Here is a 19,998-nt window from a genome sequence, read left to right on the forward strand (position 1 = left end):
TTTACTTGGTCGCTTCGTGAACTTTATCATAAACATCTATGCTTATTTAATCACTAAAATAGAAACAGCTAACATTATGATTTATTTGGCATATATAACTCTATCTGAGTATCCTTTGCCATGCCCAATGATAAGGTGTATCGGTTGGTCTGGTTCCAACTGATAACCTTTTGAAATCACCACTTTATTATTTTTAACTCGCACATCAGCCTGATCACATACTTGATTTTGACAGCTAAAAATAAGACTACCGTTTGAGTAAGCTTTTAAAGAAAAATTATCACTATTAAAACGTTTTTTGCTAACTCGTACGACTACTCGCTCTTTCTCTGAGTTTGCCCATATACGAAGATCATTAAAACGATAGTTGTATACCACTTGATCCGTTTGCGGCGTGTCAAATACCACTTTCACTCTATCGCCTTGGCGAAGACGTTTATTTAATGTGGCATGTGTGATAGCGGTATCCGGTGAAATTTTCACGTTGAATCTATCGCTTTGATTATTACTGATCTTGCCTATAAAACGACCATTCACATATACTTTTGCGCTGTGTTTTGGCAGCCATGTTCGATAGTAATCGTAGGAAATTTGGATTGTTTGACTACGAGGACGATAATGAATCGCAACATCACGACCAAAATCATGATCTTTTTTCTCTATTTCAAAATCACTATTATTAGACATGTTAGTCGAAGGTTTCAGATATCCTGACAGCCCATCTAATAACTCATTATTTGCGCTATTTGTTGGTACACCCCAATCAGCAAAAAACGCTCGTAAATCGTAACCGGTTGCTAAACTCGCTTCACGAATAAAAACCTGAACACGATGATCCGAATTACCATCAAAATTACGCTCAACAGTGTTATAACCATTACGCATGATCACACTCATGCGTTGGTAAAAACGAGGGCCAAACGTCAGATCAAGTTGCCAAAATAAACCTAGACGCTCAAATGGACCTAAATCATCATTAAAGTAATCTTTTCCACTATTTGGCTGATCTAAATACGGGAAAATACTACTCTGCCAACGTGTTTCTAATCGACTTCCATACCCCAGTGAAGCACGGACTTTCTGAGAGGTAATATTGGTCGTTACCTCAGTCATTTTATTAAATTGTAAATATCGAGGCTGTAGCGTATGTCCATACTCATGCCATGGTCCCCAGCCCCCATCCGTTAACAATTTATTGGTATTCACCACTGGATTGAAGGCATTCGCCGTCCCTGTACCTAAATGGTGAGTCGTGGCATACATTAATCCATACCCATTTTCACCCACATCAAGGAATAACACTTTATGCTTCATCGGTTGATGGTGCTCAGCTAAATCAAGTGAAAAACCATAATGTTCTTCGCCCCACGCAATGATTTGCTCCCAACCTTGCATTAATTCTGTTGGGTTAGTAACACCATAAGATTTGAATTTTTCGATAGGTCCGGTGATCACCATAAATGGGGAAACTAAATGGATATTCGGTGATGTCGCACTTTCTAACATTGTAAGGAAGTCGCTATCGGTATGTTCACCTAAGCGAAAAATAGGCATTTCACGACCACCTGTCACCGTCACTTCAACCACTGGATCTGTACTTGATAACTGGTTATCAATGTACACTTCACCATCGTAAGTTGATTGGATGTAAACGTCATTGGATCTGTTAATCACCGAACGTTGATCACATAATTTTGGGGTTGAAAGTACATTGATGCAGATTTTAACATTACGACCATCAACAGAGGTTACACGAAGCAAATCACCAGATTTAACATATGTACTGGTTGGAATGTAATGCGTTAAACCACGATTTGGGCGTAACCTATTTTTCATGTCATTCGCTAAGGCTGATTTACTTAGCCTTGGATCAACACTAACAGTCGCAACCACAGCTTCATTGATTTCAGGAGTAATAACCGTGATAGGCGAAATCGGTGTTATTGGAGGCGATGATGCAAATATGCTAAATGAAATCAGTAAACTTATTACAGCAGTACCGCATGTAAGTAATGTTGTTACCCTCTTCATTCGTGATCTCCGCTCTTAAAATCGTGACCTGAATTTAAGTGTAGAAGAGATTCGCATATTGCATCTCATTATCGAGACACTTTTTCTAACAAACGAGACGTTATTGACTGGACAGAAGCAGAAAAGCCTTCATACCGAGTTTATACGATATAAAGGCTTATATTTTGTTCTTTTTACAATTTAATCAGTTACAGCACAAAGCTTGCAAAAATGAATCCGAAGATAATACTGAACACCATGCTCAATAAACCTGGGATCATAAAGCTGTGGTTGAAGATAAACTTACCAATTTTGGTCGTACCTGTACGGTCAAAGTCAATTGAGGCAATGATTGGGCCATAGTTAGGAATAAAGAAGTAACCGTTCACAGCAACGAACGTTGCAATAATCACTTCAGGTGGTAAGCCTAATGTAATACCAACAGGTACAAGCACAGCTGTTGTCGCACCTTGGCTGTTCACCATCACAGAAAGAGCAAACAAAGCAAAAGCAAATGTCCAAGGTGCAACTTCTACAAGGCCAGATACCGCTTCTTTCACCATCAGATCGTGACCTGCGATAAACGTATCACCTAACCATGCAATACCGAAAATCGCTACAATGGCACGCATACCTGCATGGAACACTGAGCCTTGAGTGATCTCATAACCGTCTGGTTTACAGATCAAGATGATCAATGCACCCATTGCTAACATCACGATTTCAATGGTATGTGCCATCCCCATTGGTGAACCATCAAAGTGTGGACGTAAGGCAGGAAACGCGCCCATCACAACGACAGCTAATGCACCAAATAAGAATAAGCCTACCGCTTTTTTCGCACCTGGTTTAATTGCGATTTCTTCAACCTTCACTTCCTGCTCCATTTCTTTTCGGAAAGCAGGATCTTGCATACGACGTTGGTATTCAGGATCGTCTTTTAGCTCTTTACCTAGCTTGTTTACAATCACACAAGCTAATGCTAAACCACAGAATGTACCCGGAATGGTAACCATTAATACGTCAGCTAAGGTAATACCTTGTGGTTCAAGAAACGCAACAAGTGCCACAACCGCAGCAGCGATTGGGCTTGCAACAATCGCAAACTGAGAAGCAATAACCGCCATACCCATTGGACGCTCAGGACGGATACCGCTACGACGGCTCACTTCTGCAATCACAGGTAATACTGAATAAGCAACGTGACCCGTACCTGCTAAGAAGGTAAAAGTGTAAGTCACTAATGGTGCAATAAAGGTAATATGACGAGGATTTTTACGCAGGATATTTGAAGCAATTTTGATTAAGTATTCAAGACCACCAGCCGCTTGCATTGCAGCAGCTGCTGCGACAACCGCCATGATCATTAACATGACATCAATAGGTGGACTTGTTGGTTGCAACCCAAAGATAAAGCTTAAAATCGCTAAACCTACACCACCCATAACACCTAAACCGATACCGCCAAGGCGGGCACCGATCAAGATACAACCTAATACAATTAAAAACTCAATTAAAAACACATCGCTCTCCCTGATGATCGCTTTTAAACAACAAAGTCAAAATACAAAATATGTCACTTGTATTTTTGCGGTAAATTCGAGGCGATAATATTAAGTTTACAACAGCAGAAAATAGCGCTTAATCACACATTAATAAATTTAAAAACAAATAAATAAAAGATATGAAATATTATTTATGGTTAAGTTTATTTATATAAGTTTTAATGTAATTGTTTTGTATGCATTATCAATATAATTCCAAATGAGGATATATTAAGCCTTCTAGATATTATTATTTGTTATTTTTAAATAGAATTAACTTATACCAAATAAAGATAAATATATTTCTAATGAGATGCTTATTTTAAAATAAAAAGAAGCGGTAATTATTTACCGCCTCTTTAATAGAGCAACTAATTTCAGAAAAATATAAACCGGAGGTTTAGTCAACGGATATAAGCAATAAGTCAAAACGATTATTACCATGCAAGATATCCAGATCTGGCTCATCTGCAATCAAGTCTCTGATTGAAGGACTTGCAAGAATTGCTCGTTCTAAATCTTCAATCGCTTGCTCTTCAATACCTAGGCGAGAATAAGCACAAGCACGTTGATAAAGCGCTGGACCATTGGTGTCATCTACTTCTAACACGCGATTACATAAACTTAATGCCCAGCGATATTCTTTTATCTCCATCGCAGCATCCGCTTTATACGTTAATGCTTCAAGATCACCAGGACGGATCAATAATATTTCATCGTAAACATCAATACGCTGCTCTGGCGTTTGAGAGCTTTGTGCACGAAGCCATAAGTTATGAATTTCGTTAATTTTCTCTATCTCTTTATTATTTTCACTGATAATGCGTGTTTTACGTTTTAAATCTCGCTCTAGTGCTAAGAATTTCTTTTCATATTCTTGGGCGATTTGCTCCAAACGCTTATCTGCCATCTCTTTTGTATTGCTCTTGAACTCACGTAATGACTGCCAACCAACAAAAGCAATCAGTGATGCTACACCGGCAATAATATAGAAAAAGTAAGTCACAGTTACATTGGCGTAATTCAGAGATTTATCAGCAACAGCTAACTCACGGTCAGTAATTTCAATCACCATTCGACGTTCAAGATCTTGCTGAGATTCACGTAAATCTTTCAGCTCATCGAGAATATAACGTTCCATGAATGGCTTTTCTAACATGTCGGTTTCTGAATATTTTTTTTCACTTGCCTGAGCGGAAAAACAGATAAGTAAAGAGGCTAATAGACTTATAAGCAAGCGCATAAGCATTCCTTTTGCATGAATAGAAGAGATATCTTCAGAAACCATAGCAAATGGAGAGGTTAAATAGCAAAGATAGAGGAAAAATTGCTAAATTTTCTAAGTATAAATAGTTAATTAGTCATAAAAAGAACAATTTATCAGCACAATCTCGTTAATAGCAATGAAGTGCCACCATTATAAAATCATCATTCCGCATATTTAAACAAATGAGATAGTTATTCACGAATTACCCCACATTTTAAGGTTCAATCTCTAACTTTTCACTGCTATTAACTAAGATCTTTTTTTGAGACTGTTCTTTATTGCTGTCTATTTTCATCCACACAACAGTGATCAAAATTAAAAATGCAGCAAGATCACATAACGCACTCGCTAAACCCGATGTCATTAGAGACACGATGATTAGCCCAATAGCCAGTATTGCAGCAGTCACTCTGGCTTTCTTATGATTTCTTTCTTGTATCCATTTTTTCATACTTCACTCCTATCTGTTCTATTAATACTAATAGAGTGAAGAATGTTAAAAAATATCGATTCACTATTTGATAGAGGAAAAAGATCTATCTAGCTCTGTATATATAAATAAATCACGCATCTATAAGCAAAAGCGTACATAGCGATTATTAGCCTCACGCTTAACTTTCACTATCTACACATTTTTATTTATTGGTTATAACAACGCTTTAGTTTTGAGAAGCGACAGAGATTCAACATTTAGCAATCGGTAATTCATCTAATCGTGTTGTCCAACGATTAGATCGAAATGCTTGTTTCATATGCCAATTTGAGGTGGCGATAACAGAGGCGGGTTTTATACCATTCTTGAACTTAGCATTCATAATATCGGTAATTGCCATTAACTCTCGACGTTTAGCTTCATCAAAGGCACTGGTATCAAACATATCTAGTTGAAAACCTTCATCTATAGCAGGCGTTAGTTCATCTAAGATCACCCCTACTTTTTGGTATTCATATCCGGGCTTATAGATCTGTTTTAACTGCTGCAGCGCTGAATCAATAAACTTATAGTTATCTTGGCTTGGGCACATTAAGGGTACTGCACTACTGCGATTCAATTGTGGTAATTGCTTATAACGGTTAGTACGAAGAAAAACACCGACGACATTTGCTTGGCTACCTTGCCGTCTTAATTTTTCACCTGCTCGCTGACAGTGAAACGCTAATGCTGATTTCAGCTCTTCAAAATCAGTAATGCCTTGACCAAAACTGCGACTGGATAATATCTGTTTTTTGGTTTCATCAATATCACCGGGATCGATACAGGCGATACCTTGTAACTCCATAACGGTACGTGCCAGCACCACATTCCATACTCGTCGCATCTCTGGGGCACTTTTTTGTGAGAGTTGCAGCGCGTTATCAATCCCCATCGTCCGTAATCGAGTTGCGGTTTTTGCGCCTATTCCCCAGATATTCTGCACATCAGTACGAGCTAGTAACCATTCTCTTTTATGATCGCTATCTATTTGAACCACGCCTTGAACACGTTGCTCATAAACTTTTGCAGCTTGGTTACCTAATTTCGCCAATGTTGGTGTTGCACCAATGCCAACACGTACCGGTAAGCCAATATTTTTATAGATGGTCTGCTTGATTTGACGGCCATAATCTTCCAGTTGTTCAAGTTTAAAACCATCTAAACGAACAAAGGCTTCATCAATACTGTATTGCTCCACACAAGGTGAAAAGTTAGAAAGCTCTTCTATAAAACGTCGACTCATATCCGCATATAAAGTGTAGTTAGAACTACGTACCACAACACCTTTTGAACGCGCTTCTCGCTCGACTTTAAACCAAGGAGCCCCACGAGTAATGCCAAGAGCTTTGGCTTGTTCAGATAACGCAACACAACAACCATCGTTATTAGAAAGCACTACAACTGGTTTGTTGGCAATAGTAGGATCAAAGAGTTGTTCGCAGGAGCAATAGAAGCTTTTGGCATCAATTAATGCCCATACTTGATCCCGATTTCCGATAAGATTGTCAGACATACGCTATAGCAAGTTATGGATATTACGAGTGACGACACCAAATATTTCTGCATCTTGGGGTAATGGAAAAGACTTCATTGCAGGATTTTCAGCTTTTAACCACCACATTCCCTCATGGCGAACTAAACGTTTACAGGTAAATTCATCATAAATACGTGCGATCACAATTCTGCCCGGAGCTACCGTTTCAGCACGATCGACCACCAGCAAATCACCATCATAAATGCCAGCCCCAATCATGGACTCGCCAGAAGCACGCAGAAAGAAAGTCGCATTAGGATGACGGATAAGATATTCATCAAGATCTAAGCTCTCTTGATGACCATCAGCTGGAGACGGAAAACCACAAGGAACGGATTCAATAAAGTACGGATACGCACTCATTAGATAACACTCAACACACTGTACACTTATACAGTCTAATACAATTCATACCTTAAAATCACTTTTTTATTGCTTTCACTTCACCACTCAAATGATAGAAAGCACAAACATATAAAAAACCAATAAAATACTGTTTTAATCGAATAAAAAAACATCAAACAACGTTTTTTATAATATTTTAATGCGGTAAATATGCCTTTATTGGATACAATAGACGAAATAATATTTGATACTAAACATCCATACCTTCAACTAACGGTATTTTTCAATTTAGTATTCTCGTCTAAAGATTATGGAGAGACGTATGACGTTGCTGAATCGTAAGGCAGCTATTCTTTTAGGACTATTCGCATTATCTGGTTGTGCTTCTTCTGACAGCCCATGTGATTCAGGTTACCTAATGCCATCTAAAATTGATGGCTCTAACTTTCAGTGTCAACAACCAGCTGACACTGTAGCACCTGAAACAACAGTAACACCACCACCAGTGATTGACAGCGACTACATCAATAACGATAACGCGCATTTAGAAGATGAAACATCAATGACGAATGATCAAGCATTCGGTGATATCTCACCTTCTCGTTACACTGTACAAATTCTTGCGTTAAGTGAAGAGCGTAACCTTCGTGGTTACCTACAACCAATTCACGGTAACGAGCCAATCTGGGTTAACTGGAAGCGTGTAAATGGTCGTAACTGGTATGCTGTGATCTACGGTAACTTCGCAACAAAAGAAGAAGCACGCCAAGCTATTCAATACCTACCAGCATCAGTTCAAGCACAAGGGCCTTTCCCACTAAGCTTTGCTGCTGTTAAAGCGGATAAAGAAGGTCAAGTTTACCAACTACGTTAATCGTTGTTCGTAAGCCGATACAAAAAAGCCAACATCATAACTGCTGGCTTTTTTAATGCGTGAAATTCAGTATTCACAAATAATAAAAAAGTCAGAGCACTGCTGCCCTGACTTTCTATATCATTAGTGTTGATTATTCGCCATCGTTGCTCACATCAACATTGCGCTTTTTCTTAGGAATAAATACGTCATTACCCACCGCTTGGTTCTCGTAAAAACGCTTATCCACTTTACGCTTCGCTTTAGGTGCTTGCTTCTTCTGTGCAACCACTTTCTCGCCTGTTGGTTTCTTCTTAACGAATTTCTTCTTCAGTGCAGGCTTAAGACCTTTAAACTTACCTTCTAAACCTTCGATAGTTGAAAATTCAATACGTTGGTTAAGGAAAGCTTCAACGTTCTTAAAGCTCTTCCAGTCTTTAGGACCAACAAGTGATACTGCATCACCTTTGTTACCTGCACGACCAGTACGACCTACACGGTGAACATATTCTTCAGCATGTTTTGGCATATCGAAGTTAATCACTAGCGATACGTTATCAATGTCCAAACCACGTGACGCGATATCCGTTGTTACTAAGATCTTATGACAGTTACGCTCGAACTGGCTCATGATGCTATTACGTTGGTTCTGGTTTAAGTTACCACTTAACGCCACCGCTTTTAGTTTACGTTCATTCAACTCATTGGTTAGACGATCCGTATCTGCACGGGTTGCGGTAAAGATAATGACCTGGTTGTAATCGGTTGTTTCTAACACTTTATCAAGTAGTGCTTGTTTATGATCTAGGTGATCACAAAGAATAAAGCGTTGCGTAATGTCTTTATGCTCTTCTGCTGAGTGACCAATAGAAATACGTTTCGGGTTGTCCAGCATTTCAGATGCAATCTCAATCACTTCTTGGTTATCAAGTGTTGCAGAGAACATCAGTGTTTGACGACGACGGTGATTTGCCGCTTCATTAATACGACGTAACTGTGGCGCGAAACCTAAATCAAGCATACGGTCTGCTTCATCAAGGATCAGCATTTCTAAACCATCAAGGTGCGTACTACGGTGCTCTAGGTGATCGGCTAAACGACCCGGTGTTGCTACAACAAACATAGGATCGTTACGCAGTGCTTTAACCTGATCGTTAAAGTTTTCACCACCTACAATTAGCGTACCATCGTAGGGTGTACCTGCATTTAAAGTGCGTAACTGAGCAAAGACTTGTTTTGCTAGTTCACGTGTTGGCGTAAGAATAACTACACGAGGATCACGACGTGTAAATGGCTTGCTACGGTACATACGCTGCATTGCAGGTAGCAAGAATGCCAATGTTTTACCGGAACCCGTTTTCGAAGAGGCCAAAATATCTTTGCCTGCGATAGCAACAGGGATTGCTGTTTGCTGAATTTCGGTTGCTCGATCAAACGCCAAGTGATTAATTTTTTTAAGTAGGCGTGGGTCTAATCCAAGATCTTTAAAATGCAAAATGATGCTCCGGTAAAAACAACTCTCAGGATAGAGTTTACTGTTAACTATGATGAATATCACAATAACGTGAAAAACATTAGCCACGGATTATAACACAAGTTCTAACTAAGAAAGAAAATTTACCCGCTTCATTTCGTAGCAAAAATGAAAAATCGTGTGAATTGGAAATTAATGAGCATTTAGTCTAATCTAGCCGAGATTTATTCAATAGGGATATATGATGTCAGACAATAAATTTCCTTTATGGCTAGCCATTTCTTATGGCCTCTTTTTTATTATTTTAGGAATAAACCCTGCATTTAGAGAAGTATGGATAGCAGAAGCGATTCCACTCATACTGATCTTTGGTGTACTTGTTTTCTCTTTTCGCCATTTCCGCTTTAGTAACCTTGCATATAGCTTAATGGCAGTTTGGCTGGTACTGCATAATATTGGTGCACATTACACTTTTGCAAATGTCCCATTTGATTGGTTCAACGATTTGATTGGCTCAAGCCGTAATAACTTTGATCGCCTCGCCCACTTTTCTATCGGCTTCTATGCTTTTCCTATCGCTGAATACCTTGTAAGAAAAAATCACTGTAAACCGCTCATTGCTGGTTTATTTGGCTTATTTGCTATTATGGCAACCGCCGCCGCTTACGAAATCATTGAATGGTGGTACGCAGCAAGTGCTGGTGGTGAAGCTGGTATCGAGTTCTTAGGCTCTCAAGGTGACATTTGGGATGCGCAAAAAGATATGCTGTCTGATACACTAGGCGCACTATTTAGTTTGAGTTTGTTCTTCATTTTCAAACCTTATCAAAAAGAAAACTAAAGCATTTACCTAGATAAAAATAAGGCGCTCATTGAGCGCCTTATTTATTTGTAACTATCAAAACTTATTCAACGTCTGGGTAGCCATTTGGGTTAGTTGACTGCCAACGCCAAGTATCTTGCGTCATATCATTTAAGGTTAGCTTCGCTTCCCAATGCAGTTCAGCTTTTGCTTTCGCTGGATCTGCCCAACATTCAGCAATGTCACCAGGGCGACGTGGTGCAATACGGTATGCTACTTCAACACCAGATGCTTTCGAGAATGCATCAACCATTTGCAGTACACTGTTACCATTACCTGTACCGAGATTATATATATGCAAGCCTGCTTCAGTGCCTTTATGGTTCAGTGCCGCTAAGTGACCATCAGCTAAGTCCACAACGTGGATGTAATCACGTACACCTGTACCATCAATCGTTGGGTAATCATTACCAAACACTGATAGGAACTCACGACGACCCACTGCAACTTGAGAAATAAATGGCATCAAGTTATTTGGAATACCTTGTGGATCTTCACCCATGGTACCGGACTTATGAGAACCAACTGGGTTGAAGTAACGCAACAGCGTAATACTCATTTCAGGGTAAGCATGTTGAATATCAGCTAAACACTCTTCAACCATTAACTTACTACGACCATAAGGGTTCGTTGCGCTAGTTGGGAAATCTTCTGTAATTGGCACAGAAGCAGGATCGCCATAAACCGTAGCAGATGAACTGAAAATCAATGCATTAACGCCAGCTGCACGCATCGCTTCTACTAACACTAATGTACCGTGAACGTTGTTGTCGTAGTACTCAAGTGGCTTTTCTACTGACTCACCTACCGCTTTTAAGCCTGCAAAGTGAATAACTGCGTCAATTTCATTTTCAGCAAATACATTGTCTAAAAATGCACGATCGCGAATATCACCTTTATAGAAAGCAGGCTTAACACCTGTTAGGTTTTCAATTCGACCTAATACTGTTTCTTTACTGTTATATAAATTATCGACGATGATCGGTGTCATACCCGCTTCAATCATTTGTACACAAGTATGGCTGCCGATATAGCCCATGCCACCAGTAACTAAAACACGCATAGTGTCTCCTAATCCTTAAAAATGCTGACTACCTATAAACTTACGCTCAAATCATTGAATCAAACGTCAAACAAAAGGCTAATCAATTAGTTGCCGATAATTATCATGAGAATACACCAATTAATCAAATCAATGACGCTGAAGTATGTTATCAAAAACATTTAATCCCATTTATGTATGGTTACAATTATCGATGCAATCTCATTGTTATCATCTTGCTTGAAAATTATAAAACACTGTATTATTTAATCCACGTTTTTCTATCTGTCGAGCCATTATGAAACGTTTATTATCCAAGACCCTTATGGTCTGTAGCCTTTTCACTCTTCTCACTGGCTGTGAAGTTGTTCAATGGAAAACTGATCACGACAATACAGCCCTACATGAAGATGGTTTTACAAAACATACATTAGCATTAAAAGAAGGCGGTAAACTGAGCTACTGGGAAGGTGGTAAAGGTGAACCTTTGTTACTTCTCCATGGCTTTGGTGGTACTGCTGCTGCAACATGGAAAGCAGAAATGCTTGAATTAAGTCACCACTACCGTGTTATAGCACCGGATTTATTATGGTTTGGCGAATCACAAAGTGATGCTAAGCCTCGATTAACCACTCAAACCCAAGCTATTTGGCAATTAGTTAACAGTATGAACATCGACAAGATCAACGTCGTTGGTATCTCATACGGTGGTTTTGTCACTTACGATATGATGACAACACCTGAACGTATTAACAAAGCGATTATTATTGCTAGCCCAGGTCCACTATTTAGCGATAATGATTTAGCTGAATTAGTGCAACGTGCTGGTGTTAAAGCGCCAGAAGATCTCTTTGTACCAGAAAATGGGGATGGTATTCGTCGCCTATATGATAACGTTTTTGTAAGTAAAAAGCCGCTACCTGATTTCCTCGCCAATCAGATTTACCAAGGCTATTTTTCACAATGGAAGCCAGAGCGTACCCAGTTAATTCAAACTCTGCCCTCAGATCGTGACCGCATACAGCAATTTGATCCAAAACAGTTACCAGAATTGATGCTTATTTGGGGTGAAAAAGACAAAATATTCCCACTATCAAACGGCATTAAATTAAGTAAATACACCCAAGCCCCTATTGTTGTATTACCTAACACTGCTCATGGTGTTACCAATGAGCAACCAGAATTAACATCAAAACTTATTAATAACTTTCTACAGCAATAACTCATCGAATATATAAGAGGTAAATAATTACCTCTTATATTTCACCTTTTAGACACTTATTTAATCACATTGCCAACAAATAATTACAATCACTCTTTTTTAATTGTCATTGTTATAGCTAGTTACATTAATTCTCAAAAATAATTAGACATAAAGTGAAATACTGTTATCCTCGCCCATGCACAACATGTTGCATTCATTTATCTGTGCATAGGCGTTTCTAACTTTATGACGACATTAATAAAAAGTAATCAATTACAACCCACCAACTTTGCTTACATTGAGCTAAGCGAAAAAACCCTCCAAAAACAGTTAGCGTTACTCTTCCCTTTTGCAGGCGCAATTTGTGCCGTTATTGCATTTACTTATTTTGTTTCTAACGCTGAATACTACTTTACCTTTGTGGGTATTGTTGGGATGTTGCTTTGTTATGCCTTAGCCATACTTAACCGCTCTGCCATTTCATCTAAAGTTTTATTTTGGATCTTCTTAGTTGCAACCACCCTTGTTTGCGCCAGTGGTTTTTACTTTGATGGTGCACGTCATATCAGTAACACTATTGGTTTAACTATTCCGTTACTGTGCTTTTTTGCCCTTAGAATTAAAACTGCAGGCTGGTATAGCCTGATTTTTGGCTTTATTTATGTTGTATTAAGCATTTCAGAAATCACCAATAAGCACTTACAGATCTCCTCTGCATTGCAGAATATCTGTGCTTATTCCATTATTTTCGTAATGGCATTTTTACTTTCTCGTCACCGTTACGATGCTATTAAACAAGTAAAACGCACCACCACGCACGATTACCTAACTGGCTTACTTAACCGTGAAGGTTTTGTCCCACTATATTTAACTGAATCATCACGCTGTCAGCGTTATCGCCGCGATATTTCGATGCTATTGCTTGATATTGATAATTTACGAGAAATCAATGATCGCTTTGGTTTAGATGCAGGTGACAAAACCATTATGATGCTTGCGAAATGTTTAAATGAACATTGCGGTGATAAAGCGAAAATTTCCCGTTTAAGTTGCCAAGAGTTCTGTATTTTATTACCTGATGCCGATATTCAAAAAGCTGAATTTATGGCAATTCAACTACGTAATGAAGTCGCTAAATGGTCACTAGAATTAGAAACAGGACATCGTATTAACATCACCATCAGCGTTGGTATCACAGCGGTGGAATATCAAGATTTTAGATACGATTACATTAAGGCTGAGAGTGCATTGATGCGTGCGAAACGTTGGGGATATAATCAAATCGCAACCAACGAATAAAGGTTATTTCTATGTCCTCAAAAATACACTATCAATGGAAATGTTTTTCAGTCGAAGAACAAGAACACTTGTTACCAAACAACAAACAAGTGAATTTCACAACGATTAAGCATCCCGGCGCTGTTGTGATCATTCCTATTAATAGCCAAGGACATATCGTTCTCGTTAACCAATATCGCCCAGCGATTAAGCAATGGATCTTAGAGTTTCCAGCAGGCACATTAGAGCCAAATGAAGATGTATTTGAATGTGCTAAACGTGAACTGGCTGAAGAAGTGAATTTAAAAGCTGAGAGCTGGCAATCACTCGGTGAGCTTCTCCCCGTTCCGAGCTTTTGTGACGAAATCCAATACCTGTTTGTTGCTACCGATTTAACACCCACCATTGGTGAATTGGATGACGATGAAATTATTGAAGTTGTCACACTTTCAGTACAAGACATCGAGCAAAAGATTGCTCAAAACGAAATCCAAGATAACAAAACCTTGGCTGCCTTTCTGAAAGCCCGTATTGCTGGCTATCTATAATCACTTAAAAACACCATAAAAAAGCCCAGCATTAAGCTGGGCAAAAGTAGTACCTTTTAATTATCTGTTCTCATGGGTAACAGATAAGTACTTACACGTCGAAGCAGTGGACGCTTGACTCTTCTACTATCACAATTCACGGTTACAATTTATTTACAACCACATGAATAAGTAGACTTTTTAAATATTCACTTCCCATCGCTGTAATGGTTTTTCACTGTTAATACCAGCTCTTCCCCAACGATCAATGCTATCAATAACAATTACTTTGGTTTGTTCTGAAACTAATTTTTTCATACTTTGGCTCAGTGCTTTAGTCGTGAGCAAGGTAACTGAAGGATCCTCTGCCACCAATTTCACTAAACGGGCTTTATCTTCGTCATTCCATTCCAATTCTGGCTTAGTGATGCGATCAACAACAAACAGTTGGTTACCTGATGCGAAATCTTCTAATTCCGAGGATAACAACACAACAGCATCAACATTCGCTTCCATTAACGCTTTTTGCTGGCGATTGATCAGTTGACGTACATCTGCCATTAAGTCTTGTTGGTTCTGTTTAATTTGCGGTGCTTTTTCAGGCCATAAACGCTGAAGATCACGACTAACAATTGATGACATCACCGTTAAGTTATTCGGGTTTAACCACGCGTACATGGATGTTGAACCATCATTTAAACGTAACGTCGCTACCCCTTGCGCACGCGGTGAAATCGCTTGTGACGCATCAATTTCGACAACTTTAATATTGCCTTCACGAGCATGCTGGAACAAAGGGTCTTGATGCCAAATAGCACCTAGCGAAACAACTGCTGTCGCGGAATGGCTTGCAGCACTGGCAACTTCTGAACCTTTGGTGGCAAACCAATTAGGTAAACGAGAAATACCGTAGCGTTTCGGTGGCAAATACCCCGTTGTGATCCCCGTATCTTTGGTCAATTCAGATGCCAACATATAAGTAACAGGCGTTGCGGTTAAAATATCTTTAGCATTCGCCATTGTTGATGGCAACAGCACTGATGCTGTTAAACAAGCACCAACGATTAACGTTTGTGACTTACGCATAGCGCGAGAAAACGGATTGATTAAAAACATAATGTTTCCTTTATTAACCTTTACGCACAATGCGGAAAATCGTTGCTGATAAAAAGAAGAATGCAGACACAATAATAATCGCAGCTCCTGATGGAACTGGCATCTTTAGCTCCATCGGTAATACAGTACCAATGACGCAGCTGATGGTTGCTAATAACGCTGAAAGTAAAACAAAACTCCCCATATTTTTAGTAAGCAGTCTTGCTGTTGCTCCCGGAATAAGCAGCAATGCACCAACCAATACCGCACCGACAATTTTGACAGATGCAATGGTGACTAAAGTGATCATCATAACGAACAAGTAGTCGTAAAAATTGGTTTTATAGCCACGGACACGGGCAATATCAGGGCTGATACAAGTCAGTAAAATACGATTAAAAGTTGGGATTAATAGCAACACAATTAATGCACAGCTAACGGCTAACACCATTAAGTCATAATCTGTCACCGTTAGAATCGAACCAAATAACACGTTTTCTAGCATGTGGATATTGATCTTACGTGCCACATACATCAATAAAGCAGCACCGACGGCTAGTGCTAACGCAAGGAATACCCCAACTAAGGTATCGTACGGTACGTTGGTACGGTTACGGACAAAATGCAGTAACAACGCAAAAATCATACAGAAGCTAAATAACCCAATAAATGGATTCTCTGGTGGCTCGCCCAATAACACACCTAAGGCAATACCCGTTAATGCAGCGTGACCAACTGCTTCAGAAAAGAACGCCAAACGCTTTGCGATAACTAATGTCCCTAAACCACCCAGTAGCGGCCCAAGTAGCAATGCAGCTACAATGGCATTGACCATAAACGCATAAGAGAAGCTTTCGCTCAACCAACCAGCATCAACACCTAATTGTGCCCAATGTCTTAACAGTTCCATTATGCGACCTCTTTCTTCGCTGAATCTGATTCAAACGGCTGAGTATAGTGATTGAATAAACGCTCAATTTTTTCTGGCACTAAAACTTCACTATAATCACCACTATCGACCAAGACACGATTAACAACATGTACTTGTGCCTGTAATCGACGTACAGCTGTAACATCATGATGAACAGCCAGCACCGTTTTGCCTTGTCCCACAAATTCTTTGATCAAGGATTCTAAATAACGAACACCTTGCTCATCCATCCCCGTTGTTGGCTCATCAAGTACCAACAGATCTGGGTTATCGAGTAACGCTTGTGCGAACAAAACACGTTGTTGCTCACCGCCAGATAACTGCCCCATACGTCGTTCAGCACGGCTTGCCATACCTACGCGATCTAATTGAGCCAATGCGCGTTGTTTGTCTTTCTGTCGTTGACGCCAAAATAGCGGTGAACGGGTTTGATTCAGCAGAATAAAATCCATCACGGTAAGCGGTAAGCTTTGCTCGAACATGGCTTTTTGCGGAACGTAACCGATGGTTCCCGGCTTACCGTTATTGACTGATTCATCCCATAAAATATCAATTTCCCCATCGAACGGGGTTAAACCTAAAATTGAACGTAACAGTGAGGTTTTGCCACCGCCATTTGGTCCCATTACAACGTGACATTGACCCCCTTCAAAATGATGGGTGATATCAGACAAAATTTGATTCACACCATATTGAAGATTGACGTTCTTAAGCTGAATACTTGGGCCAATGATCATGCTTGATCCTTCTTAGCCGCAAATTTCATTGCTTCAACTAACGTCATCAGGTTTTCATTCATTTCAATTTCGACTTTCTTCGGATCGTATTGTCCATGAGTCATGTGAGAAAAACGATATAACTGAACACCTGTCGCTTTTTCAATGGTATCGACATAGCGGTTTGGCATATTTAGCTCGTAAAACAGCACATTAATGCCCGATTGTTTGATCTTTTCAATCGTTTCTTGCAGTTGGCTTGCACTTGGCTCTACCCCATGAGCTGGTTCAATCACAGCAGCCACATCGACACCAAACTCTTGTAATAGATAACCATAAGCGTTATGCGTAGTTGCCACTTTCATACCTGCGGTATCTAAGTCACCTAACGTCAACATCGCATCACGCTTCATCAAACGAAATTGTTTGGCATAGTTACGCGCATTCTTACGATATTCAGCTGCGTTTTCTGGATCGATTTTCGCCAGTTCATTGGCAATGGTGTAAACCTTTTGGATCGTGGTCGATAAACCAACAAACGTATGTGGGTTTACCGCACCAGTGCCTACTGATTGACCCATTGCTGGCAGTAGTGGCACATCTTTATTCGCTTCAATGACAATTAAATCATCACGGTTTGCCGCTTGAATCACTTTCAAGGCAAAGTCATCATGACCGATACCATTTACCACAATGATATCCATTTGTTTCAAACGCTTAAGATCGTTAGGTTGAGGCAAATAGTTATGAGGGTTAAAGCCTGCATCCACTAGCGGCAGGATTTCCGCTTTATCTCCTACCACAGCTTTTACATAGCTATAGTAAGGCTGAAGCGTGATACCTATGGTTTTCTTTTCTGCCGCAAAGCTATTAAAACTTGCCGTCATTGCAGCCAAAACAGCTAAAGCACTAAGACTTGATTTAATTAATTTGTTCATTGTTATAAATATCTCAGTAGATTGAGAAAAGGCAGAGACCAATGCTCTGCCTCTTTTAATGAGAATGGGTTGAATTAGCTGAAGATGATGTATTTTCAGCAACAGGTTGGAAGACTATTTGTGTCCAACCATTTGAAATTAATTGCTGTTCATCAACCTTTTGTTTAGTTTCAAAAGGTTTAGCTTGGTCATCCATAGCAAGCCAAATATCAGGATCTTTAGTATGACTGTTTAGTACGATTGACATCGAACCCGAATCACTTTGACGAAGACCTTGATAAGTACCGTCTGCAACCAGTGTCCATTGATGACGACCTTTACGTTGCCAGCTTTTATCTTTCACAAAAGGTGCAATCCAAAACGCTTCTAGCTCATTAAGCTCTGGCCAACTACCTGTGCCATTTTCTAGCGCTGTGTCTTGGAACAAGTTACGAATTTCTTCATGGGCTAAACGTAATTCAGCAACCATTGCCAGTTCATCTGGTAATAAATCAGTAATTGCAACCTGATGAGAAAGCAATGCGGCTTCTGGTTCTTTCGCTTGGTGATAAGGCAATAACACAAACGCAATCAGTAGAATTAAGCCAATACACAATCCAACCCATTTGCCTTCACGATCGCCGTTATCAGATCGAACAGATTGACGGATCATTTCTCTTTAATCTCTACCACATCCACTTCCACTGGGTTTTCATGTCCAGCATCGAATACCAAGTAAAAATCGGTATCAGGTTTGGTAAATTCCGCGATTGATCGTTTATCTGTCATCGCTTTAGCAATCAAGTTGTCGTCGTAGTCAAACATATCAACATTGTATTCAACAGCAGTACTACCATCGCTGTATCCTGCTTCACAAAGCACCTTGTCAGATTCAAACCAACAACTCATCAATGGAAAGTGGGCAAAAACTGCGCTTGAAAACGTACCCACACAAAATAACGATACCGATAAAAGGGAAGATTTAATTTTCATAACTATCTCAAACAAGCCACTAATGGCTTAAACGTTATAAAAGGTTAGGCGCATTAATCACACGCCTAACGAAACAGTAAATGGCGATGAATTACTGAAGAAGCGCTTCAAAGGTTAGATGAACGTTAACATTCGCACGATCATACATAGGATCGTTTTCTACCATGCCTTTGTAGTTCGATTTCATCAGGTAGCGACCTGCAACAGCTGGTGTAAATGTGATCATGCCGTCTTTGTCACTCACTACATCAATTTGCTCTTGATGGTTACGGTATAAAGTACCTTCACGAGTAATATCAGCTGTCACGCCTGCTTGCGGTTTACCATTAAAGAAGAACTGGAATGTCACAGGCTCACCTTCAACAATGTCAGATGGGTGTGTCACAGGTACCATTTCCAAGTATTCACCAGTTAACTCCATTGCCTTTTTCGACGGCTTACCAACAGTCACATAGGTTTCTGCACGGGTGTAGTTAACCTGAGTGACAACGTCACGTGATTTTTCTGGTAGTACGGTCAAACGGTTAGCTTTATTAGCTTCGGCCCATTTAACAGTGTCACGACGACCCGCTTTATAATATGTGTAGTATTTAGGCGTCTGATTAATTTGAATTTTATGTGTCCCTTCTTCTTCAAAGAAGAAATCAAAAATCGCACGACGTTTACCACGGATAGTAAAGTTAGGGTTTGTCATACGACCATCAGGCATGATCACCTGGGTCGTTTCAATACTTGCTGGCTTATCGTAAACAAAGGTTCCATGTGACGCTGTCACATCGAAAGATAACCAATCACCGCCTTCTTTCGAAACAGTAAAGTGTGATGGTACAACCCAACGAGGATGAGCTTGAGCCACTGACGTCATGCCAAGTCCTGCAGCAACCAAACAAGCCAGAGATAGCGCTTTATATTTATTATTCATGATGACAAT

General features: G+C 39.7%; 20 protein-coding genes. 5 read left to right on the forward strand and 15 right to left on the reverse strand.

Annotated elements, in window-relative coordinates; all coding sequences use genetic code 11:
* Positions 1-81 precede the first annotated feature (81 nt).
* From Q7657_RS04795 to Q7657_RS04820, 6 genes are all read right to left on the reverse strand, one after another.
* The gene (locus Q7657_RS04795; RefSeq protein ID WP_107165822.1) at positions 82-2,031 is read right to left on the reverse strand and encodes a M60 family metallopeptidase; all 1,950 of its coding nucleotides are present in this window, start codon (positions 2,029-2,031) and stop codon (positions 82-84) included.
* A gap of 188 nt (positions 2,032-2,219) precedes the next feature.
* Complete coding sequence (locus Q7657_RS04800) at positions 2,220-3,533, reverse strand: anaerobic C4-dicarboxylate transporter family protein (RefSeq protein WP_107165823.1); 1,314 nt, start codon at positions 3,531-3,533, stop codon at positions 2,220-2,222.
* Between the two features lie 421 nt (positions 3,534-3,954).
* Entirely contained in the window at positions 3,955-4,797 is an 843-nt protein-coding gene (locus tag Q7657_RS04805) for a tetratricopeptide repeat protein (protein WP_107165824.1), read from the reverse strand.
* Between the two features lie 238 nt (positions 4,798-5,035).
* Positions 5,036-5,272: a hypothetical protein gene (locus tag Q7657_RS04810; RefSeq protein ID WP_107165825.1), complete on the reverse strand. Its 237-nt coding sequence runs from the start codon at positions 5,270-5,272 to the stop codon at positions 5,036-5,038.
* A gap of 232 nt (positions 5,273-5,504) precedes the next feature.
* Entirely contained in the window at positions 5,505-6,809 is a 1,305-nt protein-coding gene (locus Q7657_RS04815; RefSeq protein WP_107165826.1) for a Y-family DNA polymerase, read from the reverse strand.
* 3 nt (positions 6,810-6,812) lie between these two features.
* Positions 6,813-7,193: a LexA family protein gene (locus tag Q7657_RS04820; protein ID WP_053989116.1), complete on the reverse strand. Its 381-nt coding sequence runs from the start codon at positions 7,191-7,193 to the stop codon at positions 6,813-6,815.
* A gap of 304 nt (positions 7,194-7,497) precedes the next feature.
* On the opposite strand from Q7657_RS04820, the gene Q7657_RS04825 reads away from it, so the two are divergent.
* Positions 7,498-8,049, forward strand: a complete 552-nt coding sequence (locus Q7657_RS04825; RefSeq protein ID WP_053989117.1) for an SPOR domain-containing protein — start codon at positions 7,498-7,500, stop codon at positions 8,047-8,049.
* A 133-nt stretch (positions 8,050-8,182) separates the two neighbouring features.
* Here Q7657_RS04825 and Q7657_RS04830 read toward each other — a convergent pair whose 3' ends face one another.
* Positions 8,183-9,523, reverse strand: a complete 1,341-nt coding sequence (locus Q7657_RS04830) for a DEAD/DEAH box helicase (protein ID WP_107165827.1) — start codon at positions 9,521-9,523, stop codon at positions 8,183-8,185.
* A gap of 223 nt (positions 9,524-9,746) precedes the next feature.
* Here Q7657_RS04830 and Q7657_RS04835 point away from each other — a divergent pair, with 223 nt between their 5' ends.
* Positions 9,747-10,343 carry a DUF2238 domain-containing protein gene (locus tag Q7657_RS04835; RefSeq protein ID WP_107165828.1) on the forward strand — a complete coding sequence of 199 codons (597 nt, stop codon included), beginning with the start codon at positions 9,747-9,749 and terminating at the stop codon, positions 10,341-10,343.
* A gap of 64 nt (positions 10,344-10,407) precedes the next feature.
* Here Q7657_RS04835 and galE read toward each other — a convergent pair whose 3' ends face one another.
* Complete coding sequence (galE, locus tag Q7657_RS04840) at positions 10,408-11,427, reverse strand: UDP-glucose 4-epimerase GalE (RefSeq protein ID WP_107165829.1); 1,020 nt, start codon at positions 11,425-11,427, stop codon at positions 10,408-10,410.
* Between the two features lie 277 nt (positions 11,428-11,704).
* Between galE and Q7657_RS04845 the strand changes: the two genes are divergently transcribed.
* The 3 genes from Q7657_RS04845 (at position 11,705) to Q7657_RS04855 (ending at position 14,436) form a co-directional block, all read left to right on the forward strand.
* Entirely contained in the window at positions 11,705-12,628 is a 924-nt protein-coding gene (locus Q7657_RS04845; protein WP_107165830.1) for an alpha/beta fold hydrolase, read from the forward strand.
* 228 nt (positions 12,629-12,856) lie between these two features.
* On the forward strand, positions 12,857-13,909 hold the full coding sequence (locus Q7657_RS04850) for a GGDEF domain-containing protein (protein WP_107165831.1): 1,053 nt from the start codon (positions 12,857-12,859) through the stop codon (positions 13,907-13,909).
* 11 nt (positions 13,910-13,920) lie between these two features.
* The gene (locus Q7657_RS04855) at positions 13,921-14,436 is read left to right on the forward strand and encodes an NUDIX hydrolase (RefSeq protein WP_107165832.1); all 516 of its coding nucleotides are present in this window, start codon (positions 13,921-13,923) and stop codon (positions 14,434-14,436) included.
* 180 nt (positions 14,437-14,616) lie between these two features.
* Here the strand turns inward: Q7657_RS04855 and Q7657_RS04860 are convergent, their stop codons facing one another.
* From Q7657_RS04860 to Q7657_RS04890, 7 genes are all read right to left on the reverse strand, one after another.
* Positions 14,617-15,501 carry a metal ABC transporter solute-binding protein, Zn/Mn family gene (locus tag Q7657_RS04860; RefSeq protein WP_107165929.1) on the reverse strand — a complete coding sequence of 295 codons (885 nt, stop codon included), beginning with the start codon at positions 15,499-15,501 and terminating at the stop codon, positions 14,617-14,619.
* Positions 15,502-15,544: 43 nt separating this feature from the next.
* Positions 15,545-16,420 (reverse strand): metal ABC transporter permease, encoded by an 876-nt coding sequence (locus tag Q7657_RS04865; RefSeq protein WP_008989385.1) that lies wholly within the window; start codon positions 16,418-16,420, stop codon positions 15,545-15,547.
* Positions 16,420-17,178 carry a metal ABC transporter ATP-binding protein gene (locus Q7657_RS04870; protein ID WP_181319832.1) on the reverse strand — a complete coding sequence of 253 codons (759 nt, stop codon included), beginning with the start codon at positions 17,176-17,178 and terminating at the stop codon, positions 16,420-16,422. Before Q7657_RS04870 ends, Q7657_RS04865 begins: the two co-directional genes overlap by 1 nt.
* Entirely contained in the window at positions 17,175-18,095 is a 921-nt protein-coding gene (locus tag Q7657_RS04875) for a metal ABC transporter solute-binding protein, Zn/Mn family (RefSeq protein WP_107165833.1), read from the reverse strand. Before Q7657_RS04875 ends, Q7657_RS04870 begins: the two co-directional genes overlap by 4 nt.
* Positions 18,096-18,150: 55 nt before the next feature.
* Positions 18,151-18,747, reverse strand: a complete 597-nt coding sequence (locus Q7657_RS04880) for a DUF6162 family protein (RefSeq protein ID WP_107165834.1) — start codon at positions 18,745-18,747, stop codon at positions 18,151-18,153.
* Positions 18,744-19,067 carry a hypothetical protein gene (locus Q7657_RS04885; protein WP_107165835.1) on the reverse strand — a complete coding sequence of 108 codons (324 nt, stop codon included), beginning with the start codon at positions 19,065-19,067 and terminating at the stop codon, positions 18,744-18,746. The genes Q7657_RS04880 and Q7657_RS04885 overlap by 4 nt, the downstream gene beginning before the upstream one ends.
* A gap of 91 nt (positions 19,068-19,158) precedes the next feature.
* Complete coding sequence (locus tag Q7657_RS04890) at positions 19,159-19,989, reverse strand: DUF4198 domain-containing protein (protein ID WP_045071290.1); 831 nt, start codon at positions 19,987-19,989, stop codon at positions 19,159-19,161.
* Positions 19,990-19,998: the final 9 nt, after the last annotated feature.

Origin of the sequence: Candidatus Photobacterium acropomis (assembly GCF_030685555.1) — a bacterium.
Classification (GTDB): Bacteria; Pseudomonadota; Gammaproteobacteria; order Enterobacterales; family Vibrionaceae; genus Photobacterium; species Photobacterium lucens.